This is a genomic window from Streptomyces triculaminicus, from assembly GCF_017349075.1.
Lineage (GTDB): Bacteria > Actinomycetota > Actinomycetes > Streptomycetales > Streptomycetaceae > Streptomyces > Streptomyces triculaminicus.
Window position 1 is genome coordinate 735,022 of sequence record NZ_JAFMOF010000001.1, and the last position, 18,835, is coordinate 753,856.

13 protein-coding genes and 1 pseudogene are annotated in these 18,835 nt (G+C 72.3%); 9 read left to right on the forward strand and 5 right to left on the reverse strand.

The window, feature by feature from the left end; all coding sequences use genetic code 11:
* Positions 1 to 164: 164 nt before the first annotated feature.
* A complete protein-coding gene (locus J1792_RS03390) occupies positions 165 to 308 on the reverse strand; it encodes a thiocillin/thiostrepton family thiazolyl peptide (protein WP_190067116.1) in 144 nt (47 codons plus the stop codon).
* A 195-nt stretch (positions 309 to 503) separates the two neighbouring features.
* Between J1792_RS03390 and J1792_RS03395 the strand changes: the two genes are divergently transcribed.
* The 7 genes from J1792_RS03395 (at position 504) to recQ (ending at position 10,304) form a co-directional block, all read left to right on the forward strand.
* Complete coding sequence (locus J1792_RS03395) at positions 504 to 1,580, forward strand: hypothetical protein (RefSeq protein ID WP_207246643.1); 1,077 nt, start codon at positions 504 to 506, stop codon at positions 1,578 to 1,580.
* 46 nt (positions 1,581 to 1,626) lie between these two features.
* Positions 1,627 to 2,973, forward strand: a complete 1,347-nt coding sequence (locus J1792_RS03400; RefSeq protein WP_242645429.1) for a YcaO-like family protein — start codon at positions 1,627 to 1,629, stop codon at positions 2,971 to 2,973.
* Positions 2,970 to 3,608 carry a TOMM precursor leader peptide-binding protein gene (locus J1792_RS03405; RefSeq protein ID WP_207246644.1) on the forward strand — a complete coding sequence of 213 codons (639 nt, stop codon included), beginning with the start codon at positions 2,970 to 2,972 and terminating at the stop codon, positions 3,606 to 3,608. The genes J1792_RS03400 and J1792_RS03405 overlap by 4 nt, the downstream gene beginning before the upstream one ends.
* Positions 3,609 to 3,623: 15 nt before the next feature.
* Positions 3,624 to 5,252 carry a tpaE gene (locus J1792_RS03410; protein WP_207246645.1) on the forward strand — a complete coding sequence of 543 codons (1,629 nt, stop codon included), beginning with the start codon at positions 3,624 to 3,626 and terminating at the stop codon, positions 5,250 to 5,252.
* Positions 5,249 to 5,950, forward strand: a complete 702-nt coding sequence (locus J1792_RS03415; RefSeq protein ID WP_207246646.1) for a tpaF — start codon at positions 5,249 to 5,251, stop codon at positions 5,948 to 5,950. The genes J1792_RS03410 and J1792_RS03415 overlap by 4 nt, the downstream gene beginning before the upstream one ends.
* 153 nt (positions 5,951 to 6,103) lie before the next feature.
* Positions 6,104 to 8,140, forward strand: coding sequence for a restriction endonuclease (locus J1792_RS03420; protein ID WP_207246647.1), 2,037 nt, complete (start codon positions 6,104 to 6,106; stop codon positions 8,138 to 8,140).
* Between the two features lie 94 nt (positions 8,141 to 8,234).
* Positions 8,235 to 10,304, forward strand: coding sequence for a DNA helicase RecQ (gene recQ / locus J1792_RS03425; protein WP_207246648.1), 2,070 nt, complete (start codon positions 8,235 to 8,237; stop codon positions 10,302 to 10,304).
* A gap of 16 nt (positions 10,305 to 10,320) precedes the next feature.
* Here the strand turns inward: recQ and J1792_RS03430 are convergent.
* The 4 genes and pseudogenes from J1792_RS03430 to J1792_RS03445 form a co-directional block, all read right to left on the reverse strand.
* Positions 10,321 to 11,002: pseudogene (locus J1792_RS03430) on the reverse strand (class F sortase).
* 193 nt (positions 11,003 to 11,195) lie between these two features.
* Positions 11,196 to 11,330, reverse strand: coding sequence for a GVDTG sorting domain-containing protein (locus J1792_RS34995; RefSeq protein WP_278186244.1), 135 nt, complete (start codon positions 11,328 to 11,330; stop codon positions 11,196 to 11,198).
* Between the two features lie 674 nt (positions 11,331 to 12,004).
* Positions 12,005 to 13,885, reverse strand: a complete 1,881-nt coding sequence (locus J1792_RS03440) for a DUF8823 domain-containing protein (RefSeq protein ID WP_086574621.1) — start codon at positions 13,883 to 13,885, stop codon at positions 12,005 to 12,007.
* Positions 13,886 to 14,055: 170 nt separating this feature from the next.
* Positions 14,056 to 16,557, reverse strand: a complete 2,502-nt coding sequence (locus J1792_RS03445; RefSeq protein WP_242645430.1) for a D-alanyl-D-alanine carboxypeptidase — start codon at positions 16,555 to 16,557, stop codon at positions 14,056 to 14,058.
* A 233-nt stretch (positions 16,558 to 16,790) separates the two neighbouring features.
* On the opposite strand from J1792_RS03445, the gene J1792_RS03450 reads away from it, so the two are divergent.
* Entirely contained in the window at positions 16,791 to 17,564 is a 774-nt protein-coding gene (locus J1792_RS03450) for a GOLPH3/VPS74 family protein (RefSeq protein WP_207246649.1), read from the forward strand.
* Positions 17,565 to 17,873: 309 nt separating this feature from the next.
* On the forward strand, positions 17,874 to 18,743 hold the full coding sequence (locus tag J1792_RS03455; protein ID WP_207247079.1) for a helix-turn-helix domain-containing protein: 870 nt from the start codon (positions 17,874 to 17,876) through the stop codon (positions 18,741 to 18,743).
* Positions 18,744 to 18,835: the final 92 nt, after the last annotated feature.

Consider the following 18,835-nt stretch of genomic DNA (forward strand, 5'->3'; position numbering starts at 1 on the left):
GGCCGGGCCGTGGAGAAGGGGGCCCGTCGCTTCGGAGCCCGCCTGTCATTCCACCGAACCGGTTAAGTTCGCGGTTTAAATATTTCTGATTACGCGCGTAAGAGAACAGAAGGCCACCGCCGAGGTGCACCTCGACGGTGGCTCAACTATTTGCTAGCCCTGGATCAGGACGAGGACGACGAGGAAGACGTCGAGACGCTGCTGGTCGTGCACGAGGCGGCCATGACCTGCGCCAGGTCGTCGTTCTCGCCGGCGCCGGCGATCAGGTCGGAGATCTCGAGAACGTTGAGGTCCATCTGCTGCTCCATTTTGAAGCACCCCCTTTTGGGTTTGTTGGTGTGCTCAGAAGTTAGCTATTCGCTCGAGCGGCATGCAAGCGATATTCAAGGTGGCGTGGATCACACTACACGCGCCCTTCACCGTGATGATCATGTGAGTTACGGTCGGCGGCCAGTACACGTGTCGGCCGATCTGGGCGGGCTCAGATCTGGGGGGATCTACCTGTGCATTTGTTTGTCACCATCCCGCAGCCCGAGGGTTCCACCTATAAGGAGACGTTCGCGCCCCTCATAGGAGAGCTCTTCTCGCCCGAGCGCACGAGCACGCACGGCCCTTACTACTTCGTCCGTACGTGGGACGGCCGGGCCGGTGCGGAGGTCCTGCAGATCAGCGTCGACGGGGTCACCGATCCCGACGCCTTCCGCGATCAACTGCGCGGCGTGGCACAGGCCTTCGGTTGCACACCTCGGGTCGAGGAGACGCCGCTGGACCAGGTCCCGTCGCCCCTCTGGAACGCCGGCTTCGACGGAACTGGATTCTCCGCTTCCTCCAAGCGGCTCTTCCAGGAAGCCGCACCGATCCTCGTTTCGTTCATGCATCGCACGATGCATGAACAGGATTCACTGACGCCGGCGCTTGATGCGATCCGCCTCATGGTCGCGCACAGCAGATCGACCCTGCTGAGGTCTCCGCAAAGAGAACTCGAGGGGTATGCATTCCGGGATCTGCTATCCCTGCGCCTATTGAGCTACCGCTCCCATTACGAGGCGATCTATGCGCGCAGTAAGGATCCGGAATCCTTCGAAGCGGCCTGCGCAAGGTTCTATGAACAGGTTGGATCCGTCACTCGGGAATTCATCGCGGAATGCGGCGATCCAGGTAACGTACTGACGGCCGGTACACCGGTCCGGCAATGGTCCGAGTTCATCGTGTCCAGATCCGGCTCGCTGGCGGAGGACTTCCTGGACGGTACCGTCGTCAACGCCGGCCGAACGCTCGAGGATCTCGTCCGCGAGCGAGGCGGTCCGGTCGAACCGACGCGTTTCCATACGCCGCCCAGTGCCGAGCTGGATCGCCTGATGAACCGCGACGCCGATTTCATGGCTTTCCGGCTGCAGACCAGCATGCTCTACAGCTGCCTGTACACCCTCGGCTTCAGCCTGGCGGAGCGCTACGTCTTCTGCTACGTCGCCGCCCGGGCCAACGAAGAGGTCGTCGGGAAGCCCATGCAGGTGCTCCAGGACGAGCTCGACGGGCTGGCCCGGCGCATGGCGGCGGTCTCCGCACCGGCCGCGGAGTGACGCGGCGCGAGCACGGAGACCACACGACCGCAGGAAGAAGAACCACATGGATCTGAGCAGGCCCCAGGAGCACATCTCGGCCGAGCTGCGCGGTCTCAAGGACCTCGTCTCGCCGTACGGACTGGTCTCGCGCACCGCGTCACTGCCGGTGCGCGAGGGCGAACCGTCCTTCGCCGTCCACCTGGCGTACCTCGGTGTCCCGTCCCGCGCGCTCGCCAACCTCCACACATGGGCCCATGACGAGGACCTGGGCAACGCCGACGGCGCGGGCACCGGGCTCACGCCCGAACGCGCCGAGCTGATCTCCATCGCGGAGGCGCTCGAGCGGTACTCCACGTGCGCGTGGGACGACGACGCGATGGTGCTCGCCGCCGAGAACGACCTCGACGAGGAGTTCATCTCGCCGTCGCGGTGGCCCAAGCTGTCCCCCACGGAGCTCGCGCGCGAGGACTGCAGCCTGGCCGAGTACGACCCGTCCGTCCCGATCCGCTGGGTGCGCGCCTGGTCGCTCACCCGGCGGGTGCCGGTGCTCGTGCCCGCCATCTCCGTCTATCTGCACATGCCCTACGAGTCGGAGTCCGAGCGGTTCACCCGTGGCATCACCACGGGCGCCGCGGTCCACTCCGACGTGCGGACCGCGGTGCTCGGCGGGCTGCTGGAGGTCGTCGAGCGGGACGCCATCGCCATGGTCTGGCTCCAGCGGCTGCGGCTGCCCGAGCTGGCCGTGGACCCGGAGCGGCTCGACCCCGTCACCCGCGAGTACTACCGCGTCGGCACCTCGACGGACCTGCGCGTGAGGCTGTTCGACGCGACGACGGACTTCGGCATCCCGGTGATCTACGCGGTGCAGCTCTCCGACGCCGATCCCACCCTCGCCCAGGTCGTCGCCGCCACCTGCGACATCGATCCGGACCGGGCCCTGGGCAAGATCTACCGCGAACTGTCCTCCCTGCGGGTGGCCCTGCGCGGCTACGTGTCCGCCTATGCCGGGCGCGAGCTCGACCCGGCCAAGGTGAGCGTGGTCGGCGGCGCCGTCCACAACGGGGCGCGCGCCCGGCGCGACGTCTTCGACTTCCTGCTGGAGGGCGAGCGCCCGTCGTACGGCCTCGAGGGCATGCCGGCCCTGCCGGCCGGGGCGGACCCGCTGGACACCGCGGTCTCCCGGCTCGCGGAGCGGGGCGCCGAGGTGCTCGTCGCCGACATCACCACGGACGAGGCGCGTCAGGTCGGCATGCGGGCGGTGAAGGTGCTCGTGCCCGAGGCGATGCCCGTGTCGTTCGTGCACGGCGAGCGCTTCCTCGGCACGCAGCGCCTGTACGACGCCCCCCGCGCGATGGGCCACCCGAGCCACCCCGAGGACGCGATCAACCCCGAGCACCAGCCGTTCGCGTGAGCGCGAAGAAGGAGCAGAGCAGCATGCCGCACGACCCGCGCCCGCAGTGCCTGTACGTCATCGGTGACGCCTTCGGCCAAAGACTCATGGACCACCGCGGTGTTCCTCCGGAGCGGCGGGTGTCCTTCGAGGAGTTCCGCGACGGCACGGCACCGCACGCGGACGTCGTCGTCGCCGTGCACTCCGGTGGCGACGAGGAGCTCCGCGACGAGATCGACCGGATCTGCGCGGAGCGGGGCACCCCGTCCGTCGGACTCCAGCTGCAGCCGACCCGGATCGTCTGCGGGCCCGTGGTGGTCCCGGGCCGGACGGCGTGCTTCGCCTGCCACCGCAAGCGTGCCGCGCAGCACGCGGGCTCGGCCCGCCACTACGACATCGACGCGTCCCTGTCCGGCCTGTCCGAGGGGTTCGGCCCGCAGCACCTGGCCGTCGCCTCGGGCCTGGTGGAGCTCGCCCTGACCGAGATCGCCTCGGGCGTCACGGGGATCGGGGGCACCGTGCGGACCTTCAACCTCGTCTCGGGGGCGGTCTCGGCCGCGGCGACGGTGTCGGTGAACCGGTGCCCGCGGTGCGGGGACCGGTTCGCCGAGGAGCGCGCGGCGAGCGCGATGCCGGTTCCGGAACTGCTGCGGTAAAGAGGGGGATTGGTCATGGTTGCCGAGATGAAGGCCGAGCAGATCGGCCGGGCGGCGCGTACGGACATGCAGTTGACGGTTCCGGTCCGGCCCGTCCTGCGACGCGGGGTGAGGCTGCGCCGGGCCGGGGACTCCGTCGTGCTCGACGGCGCGGACCGGGGGCAGGCGTTCTCCGGCGCGTTCGCGCGCGAAGGACTGGTGCCGTTGGCCGAGGCGTGCGACGGCACCCGCGATCACGCGGCGCTGGCGCGCGAGCTCGGGCTCGACGAGGCGGCGGTCTACAAGTGCCTGGCCCTGCTGTGGACGGCCGGCGTGGTGGAGGAGGCGGCGTCCGGCGAGGAGCCGGGCGTGGCTCCCGAGCTCGCCGTGTTCCTCTCCCGGCTGGGCAACTCCACCGGGGCGAACCCGTCCTGGGCGGACGCCGTGGCGCGGCTGGTGCGGCGCCCGGTGCGGCTCGAGGGCGACTCCGCCCTCGTCGCCGCCGCCCGGGCGGCGCTGCGGGGGGTGTGCCAGGTGGTCGAGGACCCGTCCGGCCCGTCCGGACCCGGGGACGAGCTCACCGTGTTCTTCGAGACGGCCTCGTCGACCGCGCTGCTCGCCGCCACCGAGGAACGCTGCCACAAGGACGGGCGCCCGCTGCTGAGGGTGCGCGCCGACGCCACGACGATCGTCGTCGGCCCGTACGTCGATCCCGCGATCACGCCCTGTCTGGAGTGCGGCCGCCACGGTGAGGCGGCCCCGTCCGGCGAGCCGCCCGAGCACCTGCGCGACCTTGTCGCCGGCCTGGCCTCGCACCACGTCACCGCGCTGGTGGCGCGGTCCACGATCACGCACCTGCCGATCGACTCCAGCGTGATCGACGCCGCGACCCTCGCCACGACCTACCGCCCCGCGGTCAGCCGTCCGGGGTGCCCGCGATGCTCGTACGCGACGGGGCCGGTCGCGCCGCAGGCACCGGCCGGCGCCGTCTATGAGGCATCGGTCGCGATCCCGCCGCGCGCGTTCCTGTCCCCGAAGGACCATCAGGCGCACTACTACGCGTCCAACCTGCGTCTGCAGTCGCAGTTCAAGGACTGGCCGAGCCGGCCGCACACGGCGCTTCCGGCCCCCGACCTCTCCGTGCTCGCCGGGGCCGGGCGGCCCGAGGAGTCCCCCGGCGACGTCCCGCTCACCGCGGACGCCCTCGGGCTGGTACTGAAGGTCGCCTTCGGCATCAAGGACGACGAGAGCACGCCGGAGCGCGTCAAGCGCTGGACCGCGGCGGCGGGGAACATCGGCTGCACCACGGCCTATGTGGTGCTGCGCGACGACCGGGTGCTGCCCCGGGGCGTCTACGCGTACGCCGTGGGCAGCCACACGCTCGCGGCCGTCTCGAGCGCGGTGCCCGCGGGCGACGCGCCGTGCGAGATCGTCGTCACCGGCGATCTGAAGAAGGTCATGACCAAATACGGCACGTTCGGCTTCCGGCTGGCGTTCCTGGACGCCGGCTGCGGGCTGACCAGTGCCCGGGAGGTCGCGCGGCACCTGGGGCTGGGCTTCGCCCCGGCACCGGACTGGGACGACGACGCCCTGGCCCATGTGCTCGGCACGTCACCGGCCGACGAGCCCGTCGTCGCCGTCGCGACCCTGGGAGGAACGGCATGAGGAGCGATCTGGACACCATGAGGTCCGTCCTGGAGGGGCTCACCTCCCGGACGAGCGCCTCGGACGGCCTGGCCGCGGAGCGCCGGCCGGTGCCGTTCGCGAACGCCGTGCCCGTCGCCCCGGCCCCGGAGGCCGAGGACCTGCGGCCGGTCCACGACCTGCGGGACACGCTCGCGCTGCGGCGCTCCTCGCTGCAGTACGCGCAGACGCCCGTACGCACCGACGTGATCCTCGCGCGGGTGGGCGAGGTGCTGCGCCGGGACCGCGACGACTGGGGCCTGGACGAGGTGGCGGGCCCGCTGGAGGGCTTCGTCTTCGCGTTCCGCAGCGAGGGCGCCGAGCCCGGCGTCTACCGGGTGACCGCCGAGGAGACCTCCTACCTGGCCGATCTCGACGTGCTCGGACCGGCCGAGGACCTGGGCGTGCAGCGGGAGTTCTCCACCGCCGCGGGCATCGTCGCGGTGTACGCCGACCTGGACCGGGCGGACAGCTGGGCGGGAGCCCACGGCTACCGCGTCAGCGCGGTGCGGGCGGCGATGGCGACGTACGACTTCAACCTCCGCTGCCAGGCGGCGGGGCTGGTCGGCACGCTGTTCGGGGGGCTCATCCCCTCGTCGGTGCGTCATCTGGTGCACGGTGACGGCGCGACGCGTCATCCCCTGCTGGCGACCACCTACGCCCATCCCCCGCTGAGCTGACCGGATTCCTCTCCTCCACGGGGCCCTTGTGACCACACCGTGACCAGTTTGTCCTCCGCCCATTAGAGTTGGGGGATCGCCGCTGGTCATCGGGCCAGTACTGACGTGTGGTCCGGGGGCCCTGTGGCGTATCCGGGGGAGGGAACACAGCCGATGAGCCGCCGCTCCAGTGGACTGATGGGCGTCTGGGCGGAGGCCCAGCGGCAGCAGCAGCGCCAGCACGAGGCCCGGCAGCGGGCGGCGGCGCAGCAGCAGCGGGACCAGGAGCGGCAACAGCGGGCGCACGACCGCGAGATGGCCCGCCAGGACCGGGAGCGCCGGCAGGCCTACCGGCAGGCGCGCGAGGCGGAGGCCCGGCGGCTGACGGAGGAACTCGAGGAGAAGGTCGCGGCGCTGGAGGGCATGCTGGCGGCCGGCTGCGGGGCGCCGGCGTTCACCACCGCGGCGCTGGCCCGGTCCGAGCGGCTTGAGCCGTTCAACCCCGGCGACCTGGCCCGGCCCATCGTCATGCCGGACCCCTACGACCCCCGCTACCAGCGCGACCGGCGGGGCTTCGAGGACGACTGGTACGCCGCGCAGGCCGCCGAGACCGAGCGGCTGCGGCGGCTGGAGGAGTACCGGCAGCAGTACGACCGGTGGGCCGCGGCCACGCTCGCCGAGACCCGCGAGTACAACGCCGGCATCGGGGAGATGGCGGCCGCGCTGCGGGAGGGCGACCCGGAGGCGGTGGTGGAGTACTTCTCCGCCGCGCTCTACGCCTCCGGCGCCTGGCCCGAGGACTTCCCCCACCGGATCGCCGCCGCCTACGACCCGGCCGCCCGGCAGCTGGTGCTCGACTGGGAGCTGCCCGGCCCGGAGGTCGTCCCCGACGTGAAGTCGGTGCGCTACATGGTCAACGCCGACGAGCAGAAGGAGATGTCCCGGCCCGTCACACAGCGCCGGGCGCTGTACCGGGACGTGCTGGCGCAGTGCGTGCTGCTGGCGGTGCACGAGCTGTTCGCGGCGGACGGGTTCGGGGCGCTGGAGTCCGTGGCGCTGAACGGGTTCGTCGACGGCAACGACCCGGCCACCGGCAGGCCCGCGCAGATCTTCCTCGCGGCCGTCACCGTCTCCCGGAGCGTCTTCGCGGGGCTGCGCCTGGAGCAGGTGAGCGCCGTGGAGTGCCTGACCGAGGCGCTCGGCGGGCAGCTGGCCGCCCGCCCCGAGCAGATGGCGGCCGTGCGGCCGGGGCGGCGGCCGGACGAGGTCGGCCGCGGCGTCGTCTCGCACGGCGGCGACGACGACCCGGACCTCTTCGAGATGGACCCCGTCGCGTTCGAGGGACTGGTCGCCGAGCTGTTCCGGGCCCGGGGCATGCGCGCGGTGACCACCCAGCGCTCCAACGACGGCGGCGTGGACGTCGAGGCCGTCGACCCGGACCCGATCAGCGGCGGCCGGATCATCGTGCAGGTCAAGCGCTACCGCAAGACCGTCCCGCCGACCGCCGTGCGCGACCTGTACGGCACCGTGCAGGGGGCCGGGGCCAACAAGGGCGTGCTCGTGACCACCTCGGGGTTCGGCCCCGGTTCGTACGCCTTCGCCAACGGCAAGCCGCTGACGCTGGTGCCCGGGGAGGAGCTGGTGGAGCTGCTGGCCCAGCACGGGCTGCGCGGGCGGCTGGGGGGCGGCGCGCCGCGCGGCCGGCGGGCCGCCGCCGCGCCGCCGGACGACCACAACCTGCTCGGCATGTCCTGGTCCGGGGGCGTCGCCCTCGACGTCTGCGCGCTGGTCTGCGACGGCACCCGCGTCCTCAGCGACGATCACTTCGTCTTCTACAACAACCCGCGCACCCCCGACGGCTCCGTGCGCGCGGCGGAGCCCACGCTCGCCGACAAGGCGGCGCTGCGGGTCGCCTTCGACGCGCTGCCGTCCGGCGCGGACCGGCTGGTGCTGGTGGCGGCGATAGACCCGGCGGTCGATCCGGACGCCGATCTCTCGCACTTCACCGACGCCCGGATACGCCTGGCCGACGCCTCCGGCGCCGAGCTGGGGCGGCTGGAGGTCTCCGACGGGCGGCCCGGCGAGAAGGCGCTGGTGCTGGGCTCCTTCCGCAGGCGGGCGAGCGGCGACTGGGACTTCGTGATCGGCGGCAAGGGGTACCCGGGCGGGCTCGAGGCGCTCGTGCGCGACTACGGGATCGACGTGGCCTGACCGACATGGCCTGATCGACGTCGCCTGACCGCCCGGCCCGGCCCGATCGTGTGATCCACCGCCGGGTGTCGGTGGCGGCTCGTAGACTTCTTCAATGGCCGACCCCACAACGATCATCGAAGCCGCCGGCAGCGACGCCCTGGCCTGCCTGAGCCGCGTCTTCGGCTACGACGCCTTCCGCGGCGATCAGGAAGAGATCATCGAGCATGTCGTCGCCGGCGGCGACGCGCTCGTCCTGATGCCGACCGGCGGCGGCAAGTCGCTGTGCTACCAGATCCCGGCGCTCGTCCGGCCGGGCGTGGGCGTCGTCGTCTCGCCGCTGATCGCGCTCATGCAGGACCAGGTCGACGCGCTGCGGGCGCTCGGCGTGCGGGCCGGCTTCCTGAACTCCACGCAGGACTTCGACGAACGCCGCACGGTGGAGGCCGAGTTCCTCGCCGGCGAGCTGGACCTGCTCTACCTGGCGCCCGAGCGGCTGCGCGTGGACGCCACGCTGCGGCTGCTCGAGCGGGGCAAGATCTCCCTCTTCGCCATCGACGAGGCGCACTGTGTGGCCCAGTGGGGCCACGACTTCCGGCCCGACTACCTCGCCCTGTCCGCGCTGCACGAGCGCTGGCCGGACGTGCCGCGCATCGCCCTGACCGCGACCGCCACCGACGCCACGCGCACGGAGATCGCCACGCGGCTGAACCTGCGCGAGGCCCGGCATTTCGTCGCCAGCTTCGACCGGCCCAACATCCAGTACCGCATCGAGCCCAAGAACGACCCGAAGAAGCAGCTGCTGGAGCTGCTGCGCACCGAGCACGCAGGCGACGCGGGCGTCGTCTACTGCCTCTCGCGCAAGGGGGTGGAGGACACCGCCGCGTTCCTGGCCCAGCACGGCGTCGAGGCCCTGCCGTACCACGCGGGTCTGGACGCGGGCACGCGCGCGGCCAACCAGTCGCGCTTCCTGCGCGAGGACGGCGTCGTCATGGTCGCGACGATCGCCTTCGGCATGGGCATCGACAAGCCGGACGTCCGCTTCGTGGCCCACCTGGACCTCCCCAAGTCCGTCGAGGGGTACTACCAGGAGACCGGCCGCGCCGGCCGTGACGGCCTGCCCTCGACAGCCTGGCTGGCCTACGGTCTGCAGGATGTCGTCCAGCAGCGCAAGATGATCGACGGCTCGGAGGGCGACGACGCGCACCGCCGCCGCCTGGGCACCCACCTGGACGCCATGCTGGCCCTGTGCGAGACGGTCTCCTGCCGTCGCGTGCGGCTGCTGGAGTACTTCGGCCAGCCGAGCAGCGCATGCGGCAACTGCGACACGTGCCTGACCCCGCCGGAAACCTGGGACGGCACGGTCGCCGCCCAGAAGTTCCTGTCGGCGATCTTCCGGCTGGCCCGGGAGCGGCGGCAGAAGTTCGGCGCGGGCCACATCATCGACATCCTGATGGGCAAGAAGACCGCGAAGGTCATCCAGTTCGACCACGACGCCCTGTCCGTCTTCGGCATCGGCGCCGAGCTGTCCGTCGCCGAGTGGCGGGGCGTGGTGCGGCAGCTGCTGGCCCAGGGCCTGCTGGCCGTGGAGGGCGACTACGGCACGCTCGTCCTCACCGACGCCAGCGCGGACGTGCTCGGCTCGCGCCGCCAGGTGCCGCTGCGCCGCGAGCCGAAGAAGCCGGCCCGCTCGTCCAAGTCCGCGAAGTCCTCGGGTACGGGCAAGCGCGCCGCCCCGGTCGACCTGCCCGCCTCCGCGGTGCCGGTCTTCGAGGCGCTGCGCGCCTGGCGGGCGGCGGCCGCGCGGGAGCAGGGCGTGCCCGCGTACGTGATCTTCCACGACGCCACGCTGCGCGAGATCGCCACGGCCCGGCCGGCCTCGCTCGGGACGTTGTCCGCGGTGGGCGGCGTCGGCGAGAACAAGCTCGCGAAGTACGGCGAGCAGATCCTCGAGGTGCTCACGGGGCTCGGCGACGCCGGGGCGGACGCCGCGGACAGCCCGGCCGCGCCGGTCGCACCTGCCGCGCCGCACGCCCCGGCGCCGCAGGTGCCCGCGCCGCGCGCGGACAGCCGGCCGCAGCAGGCCCGCCCGGCGGCCCCCCGGCCGACGGCCGGGGACGAGCCGCCGTGGCCCGAGGAGGAGCCGCACTGGGGCGACGAGGAACCCCCCTTCGAGGACTTCTGAGGACTTCCGAGGAGTTCTAGGGCGCCCTCGGGCCTCGGTCTCGACCTCGGTCCCGGGCCGGGGCCTTCCAGTCGCCCGCAGGCCGGGGTGTCACGCGCACCCCGGTCAGGTGGGCGTAGACGACCACGTTGCCCAGGTAGGCGTCGTCCTCCGTCGAGAAGCCTCCGCCGCAGGTGATCAGCCGCAGCTCGGCCCGCCCGGAGGAGCCGTACACCTTCGCGGACGGGAAGCGCTGCCGGTCGTAGACCTCGATGGCGTCGATGGTGAAGACGGCGGTCCGCCCGTCCGCGCGGGCCATCTCCACGGTGTCGGCCTTCTTCAGGGCGCCGAGGTTGTAGAAGACCGCCGGGCCGCTCTCGTTGTCGACGTGCCCGGCGACGACGGCGGTGCCGGACGCGCCGGGCGCGGTGCCGGCGGCGTACCACCCGGCGAGGTTGGTGTCCGCCTCCGGCGGGCTCGCCAGGCTCCGGTCCGGCAGCAGCCCGAGCGGCATCAGGGGGGCGTCGACCCGGATGGCGGGGATGACCACGCGCGTGGGGGCGGCGGGCGGCAGCGGCGGACGGCCCGCTCGTTGCGGCGCGGGCCGAGGAGGGCTCGTCCGGGGCGGCGAACGCCTCGGCCCTGGAGGGCTGGGGCGGCGGCGCCTGGTCCTTGGCGCCGTGCTCGATGAGCCAGCTGCCCGCCAGCAGCGCGACCATGAGCACGGCGGCGAGCAGCGCCTTGCGCCGGGCGTCGCGCTCGACGCGGTCCTCAGGGCGCCCCGGGGCGCGGGCGCGGCCCGCAGGAAGGCGCCGCTGCCCGGGAACCCTCCGGGGCCGTCCCAGGCCCCGGACGCCGTGCGCGCGTCCGGGGACCGAGGGGCGGACCGGCCGGCACCCGGGAGGGCCTCGGTCAGACCCGGCTGCCGCCGCCGCGGCGGCGCAGGAACCAGGTGCCGGCGACGGCCGCCGTGGCCAGCACGGCCGCGCCCGCCACGATCTCGGCCGTGCCCGAGCTCTCGCTCGTCCCGCCGACGCCGGTGCGCATGCCGCCCATGGGGGCGAGGCGGGCGTCGCCGGCATGGTCGCCGGCATGCTCGGCGCGGCCGGCTGCGAGGCGGGAGCGGCGGAGGCGGGGGCCGATGCGGGGGCGGAGGACGAGGCGGACCGGGAGCCTCCGGCGCCCTCGGTGACCATCAGGTCGCCCGTGGCCTCCTTGCCGTCGTCGCACTTGGCGCCGATGCCGTACGTGCCGGGCTTGGCCGAATCGGGCACCTTGAACCGGCCCACCACGACCTCCTTGTGGCTGCCGGGCGTGAGGTCGAACGACGCCGGGCCGCCGACCGCGCTGGCGTCACCCGTGCCGTGTCCCTTGGGGCCGCAGGCGGTGGTGTTCACCGTGACCGTCGCGCCCGGCCGCACGCTGCTCGGGCTGACCTCCAGCTGTCCGAAGGCGTCGTCGGCGTGCGCGGGGCCGCTCGACAGGACCGGTGCCGTTATGGCGAGGGCGGCCCCGGTGAGCACTCGTGCAGTACGCATGCTTCCTCCGTGAGCGCGGACGCGGCACGCCGATGTGCCGCAGCGGAGTCGGGTTTCCGCGCTTCTCTATGCCGAGCGAAGCCGCGATCCCCCCGGCCCGCAGCCCGGCGGACGACGAACGGGTGACCGAGGCACTACCCTCGGTCACCCGTTCGACTCGCGTTGTGGTGCGTTCCGTCGGCGTCAGGGCACCAGATCGTCCGGGCAGCCCGTGCCGCGCGGCAGCTTGTACGGCGACGCGATGCGGTACGTCCCCCCGCGCGGGGCGCGCAGCAGGGTCCAGTCGTCCTCCGGCTCGCCCGCCTTCGCGGGCACCACCTGCTTGGCCAGGCAGCCGTGGATGTTGACCGGCGGCTCACCGCGCGGCCCCGCCTTGGGCGGCTGGAGCGCCTTGCCGCCCTCGTCCACCAGCGCCAGCCACGGCGAGTACGGGATACGGACCCGCACCACGCCCGCCGACCGCACGGTGACGGTGATCTCGTTGGCCTTCACCTTGTCCACCGTCGCCGGCGGGTCCGCGAGCGGCGTGGGGTCCTTGACCTCGAACAGCCGCCAGTTGGCGTCCGACCAGATCTCGCGCAGGTACGTCTGCCCGGCGCCGACCAGCTTGGCCTCCTCGACGCCCGCGTTGTCCGGCTCGTCGGTGGGCAGCACCACGTAGTGCACGGCCCAGCGGTCGAGCCAGTCGCGGTAGCTGGCCGGGGTGAGCAGGCCCTCCTCGTAGAAGAGCGGGTTGCGCTTGAGGTCGGCCTGCCGGTTCCAGCCGCGGGCCAGGTTCACGTACGGGAACAGCGCCGAGGCTTCGCGGTGGCTGCGCGCCGGCACGACCTCGACCCGGCCGCGCGAGGCGTCCACCCGCTGCAGCCGGTCCACCAGGGGGGCCAGCTCGCGGGCCCAGGAGGCGGCGGGGGTGGTGTGGATGATGTCGCTGATGGAGTTGGCGGACTGCCAGACCGTGAGGGTCAGCACCGCCAGCACGCTCGCGGTCCAGACCCGGCCGCGCCGGAACAGCTCGGCCCGCGGCGGGACCTCGATCTCCATCAGGGCCGCGATCAGCACCACCCCGCCGAAGATCATGCCGAGCCGGGAGATGTTCGTCCCGATCTGCGAGGGGATCAGCCAGACCAGCAGCACGCCCAGCACGTACAGCGCCGAGACGACGCGGACCGTCCGCCACGAGGAGGGCGTGAACGCCATCCCGAAGACGCCCGCGAGGAGGGGCAGGATCACCGAGGCGAACGACATCGGCTGCTGCCCGGAGAACGGGAACAGCCACGCCGACAGCCCCACGACCAGCACCGGCGTCAGCCCCAGCGCGTACGCCGCCGGACGGCGGGCGCCCAGCCACAGCGCGGCGGCCACGATGCCCACGTACAGGCCCGCCACCGGGCTCGAGGCCGTCGCCAGCCCCGCCGTCAGCCCGGCCAGCGCCGCCCGCCCCCAGCGGTAGCGGCCGTCCGCGCGCCAGGCCGCCGGCCACGCGAAGATCGTCGCCACGGCCGCCAGCCCGAACATCACGCCGAGCGCGAAGGTCACCCGCCCGGATATGGCGTTGCACAGCAGCGCGAACGTTCCGTACAGCGCCGGCCACAGCGGCCGCTTCACCACCCGGCTGCGCACGAGCAGCAGCGCGATCAACCCGGCCGAGACCGTGCTCGCGATCATCATCGTGGTGCGCACGCCCAGCAGCGCCATGAGGTAGGGCGAGATCACGCTGTACGAGACGGGGTGCATCCCGCCGTACCAGGCGAGGTTGTACGCCGACTCCGGGTGCTGCAGCGCGAACTCCGCCCACGCGTCCTGCGCGGCCAGGTCGCCGCCGCTGTTGGCGAAGACCAGCACCCACAGCAGGTTCAGCACCGCGGCCACGAGGAGGGTCAGGGGGACGGTCCGGGTGAGGAGCGCCCACCCGCCGTCGCGCCGGTGGCCCGGCACCACCGCCCACGACGGGCGGCGCCGGCCGGACGCTCCGGGCGCCGGATACGGTCCGGTGGCGCCGTCGCCGGATCTCTCACTGTCCGGCTCTCCCGGCCTACCGGCACGCGCCGGCCCCACGGTGCTCACTGCGGCTCTCCCCGTCTTTCCCCCGAGGTTCCAATCACCCCATCTTCACGCATGCCCGGTCGTGGCGAGCAAACCCCCACGTCCTGACACGCCTCCACACATCTCCGGGGCCGTGCGGCGGCTCCCGGCCCGTACGCGGAGTACGGACCGGGAGCCTCGGCCCGGACTCGTCAGCCCAGACGCGTCAGCTTCGAGCCGAAGGACGGCTCGGCCAGGGGCGCCTTCAGCGCCACCGGCACCTTGACCGCGTCCGCGCCGCTGCCCACGGTCAGCTCGCCGACCTCGGTCCCGGCCTTCGCCGAGTGCGGGAGCTTGCGGCCGGCGTCGCTCAGCGTGAACTTGGTCGTGAAGCCCGCCCAGCCCACGGCCGTGACGTCCTTCGTGGCCACGACCGGGGTGCGGCCGCCGAGACCGTCCTCGACATGGCCGACGACGTCGCCCTTCTTGATCACGGGCGCCGAGGTCAGGGACTTCTGGACGGCCAGCGTCTGCTTGTAGCTGTTCTCGAGCACCACCGCGAGGTGGGCGTTGGCGTCGTTCGAGCGCGGGTTGCGCTGGTCCATGGTGGCGCCGACGATCAGCCGCTCCTTGCCGTCGATCGTCCGCTTGGCCGCCCACATCAGCGCGCCGCCGGCCGGGCCGCTGGAGCCGGTCTTGACGCCCAGCACGCCGGTGCCCTTGGTCAGCAGCTTGTCGTTGTTGTTGTAGATCGGCTCGTTCAGGCCCTGAATGGTCGCGTTGGGCTTGCCCACGATCTCGCGGACGACCGGGTTCTTGATGATCACCTCGGCCAGCTTCACCTGGTCCGAGGCGGTGCTCTTGGTCGTCTCCTTCAGACCGCTGGGGTCGGTGTACGTCGTGTTCGTCATGCCGAGGTCCTTGGCGGCGGCGTTCATCTTCGTGACGAACTCCTCCTCGGACTTCGAGTCCCAGCGCGCCAGCTGGCGGGCGATGTTGTTGCCGGAGGGGATGAGCAGCATCTGCAGCATGTCGTACTGCGAGAACTGCTGATTCTCCGTCACGACCAGGCGCGACTCGTCCTTGGCCTGGGACTCGGCGGCCGCCTGGGCGTCGATGGTGATCGGCGAGCCCTTCTCGCCCGGCTTCAGCGGGTGGTCCTTGAGGATCACGTACGCCGTCATCACCTTGGCGACGCTCGCCGTCGGCACGGGCTTCTGGTCGCCGGACGTGCCCACGTCACCGGAACCCAGCACCTTCACCGCGGACTGACCCTGCTGCGGCCAGGCCATGTCGGGCTGCTCGCCCGCGAACGTGAAGGACTTCTTCCCGGCCAGCGAGAGCTTCGGCTCCGGCAGCGGCCGGAACGACTGCACGACGACGAAGACGATCCCCAGCAGGATCACCAGCGGCGTCCAGATCTTCACCCGGCGCGCGAACGTGCGGACGGGCGTCTCCGGCGGCGGCGGAGTGTTGGTCAGCTGAGCCAGCAGGTCCAGCGGCGCCGGCGGCTGCTGCGGCCCCTGAGGACGCGCCGCGGCACCCCCGGGCGGCCCGACGGGCGGCGGAGCCGACACCGGGACGCCGGGCTTGCCGGGCACGGACGGCTTGCCGGGCACGGCGGGCTTGGGCGCCGCCGGCTTCGCGGGCGCGCCGGCCTTGGGCGTGGCGGGCTTCGCCGTCGCGGGCTTGGGCGTCGCGGGCTTGGCGGGGGCCTCGTCGTCCTTCTTGAGCGGGACGAACTGGCTCTTGCGCTCCTGACCGGGGGTCGGGAGCGGGGTGGGCGCCTTGAGGAGCTCGGTGGGCTCCTCGATGGCGGGCTTGGCGGCGGCGGGCTTGCCGCCGGCCTTGGCCTCGTTGCCGCCCTTGGCGTCCTTCGAGTCCTTGGCGTCCTTCGGGGCCACGGCCTTGAAGACCGCGGTGGGCTTGTCGACGGCAGGCTTGTCGTCGGCGGACGAGTCGTCCTGCTTGCCCTCGGCCTTCGGCGGCATCGTACGGAAGACGGCGGTCGGCTGATCGGCCGCAGGCTTGTCGGCCTTCTCGGCCTTCTCGCTCTTGTCAGCCTTGTCAGCCTTTTCGGTCTTCGCCGGCATCGTACGGAAGACGGCGGTCGGCTGGTCGGCGGCGGGCTTGTCGGCCTCACAGGCCTTGCCACCCTTGGCGTCCTCGTCGGCCTTGGCGTCCTTGGCGCCCTCGTCGGCCTTGGCGTCCTTCGGGGTGACGGTCTTGAAGACCGCGGTCGGCTTGTCGACAGCGGGCTTCGGGTCCGGCTTCTCCGCGGGAGCGGAGGCGGCGCCGCCGGTCTCCGCATCGCCTTCGCCGGCGTCGGCACCGGAGTCGGCCTCGTCGGCCTCGTCCTCGTCCGCCCCGGCCACCCACGCCTCCACAGCGGCCTTCAGGCGGTCGTCGCCGCCCGGGGCCTTTGCGGACGCAGAGGCCCCGTCAGCAGCCTTCCCAGTGCCCTTGCCGGGGCCGGCTCCGGCGTCGGCCCGGGCCGCGTCCGTGCTCTCCTCGGGGGAAACGTCCTCAGAGCCGGGCGCGGCCGAGGACGGCTTCACGGCCGTCTTCACCGAAGACCCCGTTTCCCGGATGACTCCGAGCCTGGGATCGCGTTCGCCGCCGGTCGTGCCAGTCGTCTCCCCCGACGACTTCCGCTGCTCCGACTTGTCGGGGGACTCGCCCGCCACCGATGCCTCCTCGAATTCCCGCGCCATACGCCGAGGGCGGGGCGACTGGTCGCCCCGCTCCCCGATGCTCTCAACGTGTACCAGTGTCCTCTGGCACGTCACGTCGCAGCGCACCGTACGTCAGAGGACATCGTCGGGTCTTCACCCACGTGCAAGACGAGACGACATACCTACCGGTTCCCGCCCGAAGCCACCACGCACTCTCGACAGACCAATGTGAGAGGGGTCACCCTGTCATTCATCCACGCGGGGAGGCATGGATGGGCAGGAGCCGCAGAACAATTCCGGAGGAGCTTCTGCTGCTCGCCTTGGACCCGGCGACGGGAACAACGGCGCAGCCGCAGTCGCTCGACCTCGGTCTCGCCGGAGCACAGCTCGTGGAGCTGGCTCTGGCCGGACGGATAGCCCCAGACGGGGATCGTATCGCCGTGGTCCACCCACGGCCGACAGGAGATCCGACGCTGGACACCGCACTCGAACTGCTGCGCCGTCGCGGCAGCCCGGTGCGGGCCGTGCACTGGATCGGCGGGCCCCGGCTGGGGCTGCGTCAGACGTATCTCACGCACCTGGAGCGGTGCGGCATGGTGCATGCCGTGGCGGGCCAGATGTGCGGGGTGCTGCCGACCACGCGCTACCAGGCGACGGACACGGCCATCAGCCGGGAGATCAGGACCCGGCTGGACAGCGCGATCCGCACCGGCGTCCCGCCGGACCCGCGGACCGCGGCGCTCGCCGCGCTGGCCCACGCGGTCGGTCTCGGAAAGCACCTCTACCCGGGGAACGAGGGCCGCTCCTCGCGTTCCCGGCTCCGGGACCTGATCCGGCACGACCCCATGGGCGGGCTGGTGGCGCACGCCGTGATGGACGTGCAGAACGGCGTCGCGGCACAGCCGCGACGGGCGCCGGCGACGGCCGGCGGCAATGGAACGGGACGCCGGGGCACGGCCGTACGGCCGCCCTCCGAGGCGGCCGGGGTGGCCGCCGCGCAGCAGGCGCAGCACCATGGCGTCATGGCCCGCGCGGGCGTCTCGTGAAACGGTTCAGCAGCCGCTGAACCACGCATCGCCTTCCGCTCCACCCGACCGCACCGCAGTCCCCACGAGCCGGTCCGGTAGCCGCGACAGCGCGCGGGGCGGCGGGCCGTGGCGTCGACCCCGACGACACGGCCCCGCCGCCCCGCGCGCCTGTCCGCGCGCCCGCGCGTAGACGCCCTACGTCACGCGCCCCCAGTGCCGGTCGCCGCAAGCGGACTTGGTGTAAGCATTTTCCAGCGCCGCCCAGGCCAGTGGTGGCAGGCTGCGGAGCAGGAGAGAAGCAGCATGACGGAGCCGGAGGTGCGTCCCGTGGCGTCCAGTGTCAACCCCACCGTAAGGCGGCGCCGCTTGGGGCAGGAGCTGCGCAAGCTCCGAGAACTCAAGGGCATGACCGCCGAGGAGGTGGCCGAGCGGCTACTGGCATCGCAGTCGAAGATCAGCCGGCTGGAGAACGGCCGCCGCAGCATCAGCCAGCGTGACGTCCGGGACCTGTGCAGCGTGTACGGGGTCGAGGACCACCGCATCGTGGATTCCCTGATGCAGATGGCCAAGGAGTCGCGCCAGCAGGGCTGGTGGCACGCCTTCGGCGACATTCCCTACAGCGTCTATATCGGCCTGGAAACCGACGCCGCCTCGTTGCGGGTGTACGAGGCGTCGCTCGTTCCGGGTCTGCTGCAGACCCCGAATTACGCCAGTGCGGTGACCGAGGGTTCCTGGCCCGAGGCGACGGCGGCGGATGTCGAGCGGCGGGTGCAGGTGCGCATGCGGCGCCAGGAGCGCATCACCGACCCGGAGAACCCGATGCGCCTGTGGGCGGTGATCGACGAGTCGGCGCTGCGCCGGATCGTGGGCAGCGGCTCCATCATGCGGGAACAGATGGAACATTTGGTGGAGTTCAGCCTCCAGCCGCACATCACGGTGCAGGTGCTGCCTTATTCGGTGGGCGCTCATCCCGGCATGTACGGAAAATTCTCGATTCTTGAATTCCATGACCCGCAGGACGCCAGCACGGTGTACCTGGAGGGGATCACCAGCGATCTTTATCTGGAGAAGCCCAATGACGTCCAGGCCTACAGCGTGATGTACGAGCATTTGCGGATGCAGGCTCTCAACGCCGAGGACTCCCGGCGGTTCATCCTCCAGATCGCCGAGGACTGGGCGGGGGCCGGCGAGGGCTGAGCGGCCGCGGCCCGAGGGACGCCGCCGCCCGAGGGACGGTGCCCCAAGGCCCGTTCCCTCAGGGCCCGTCCGGCCCCATCCAGCTCTACTGC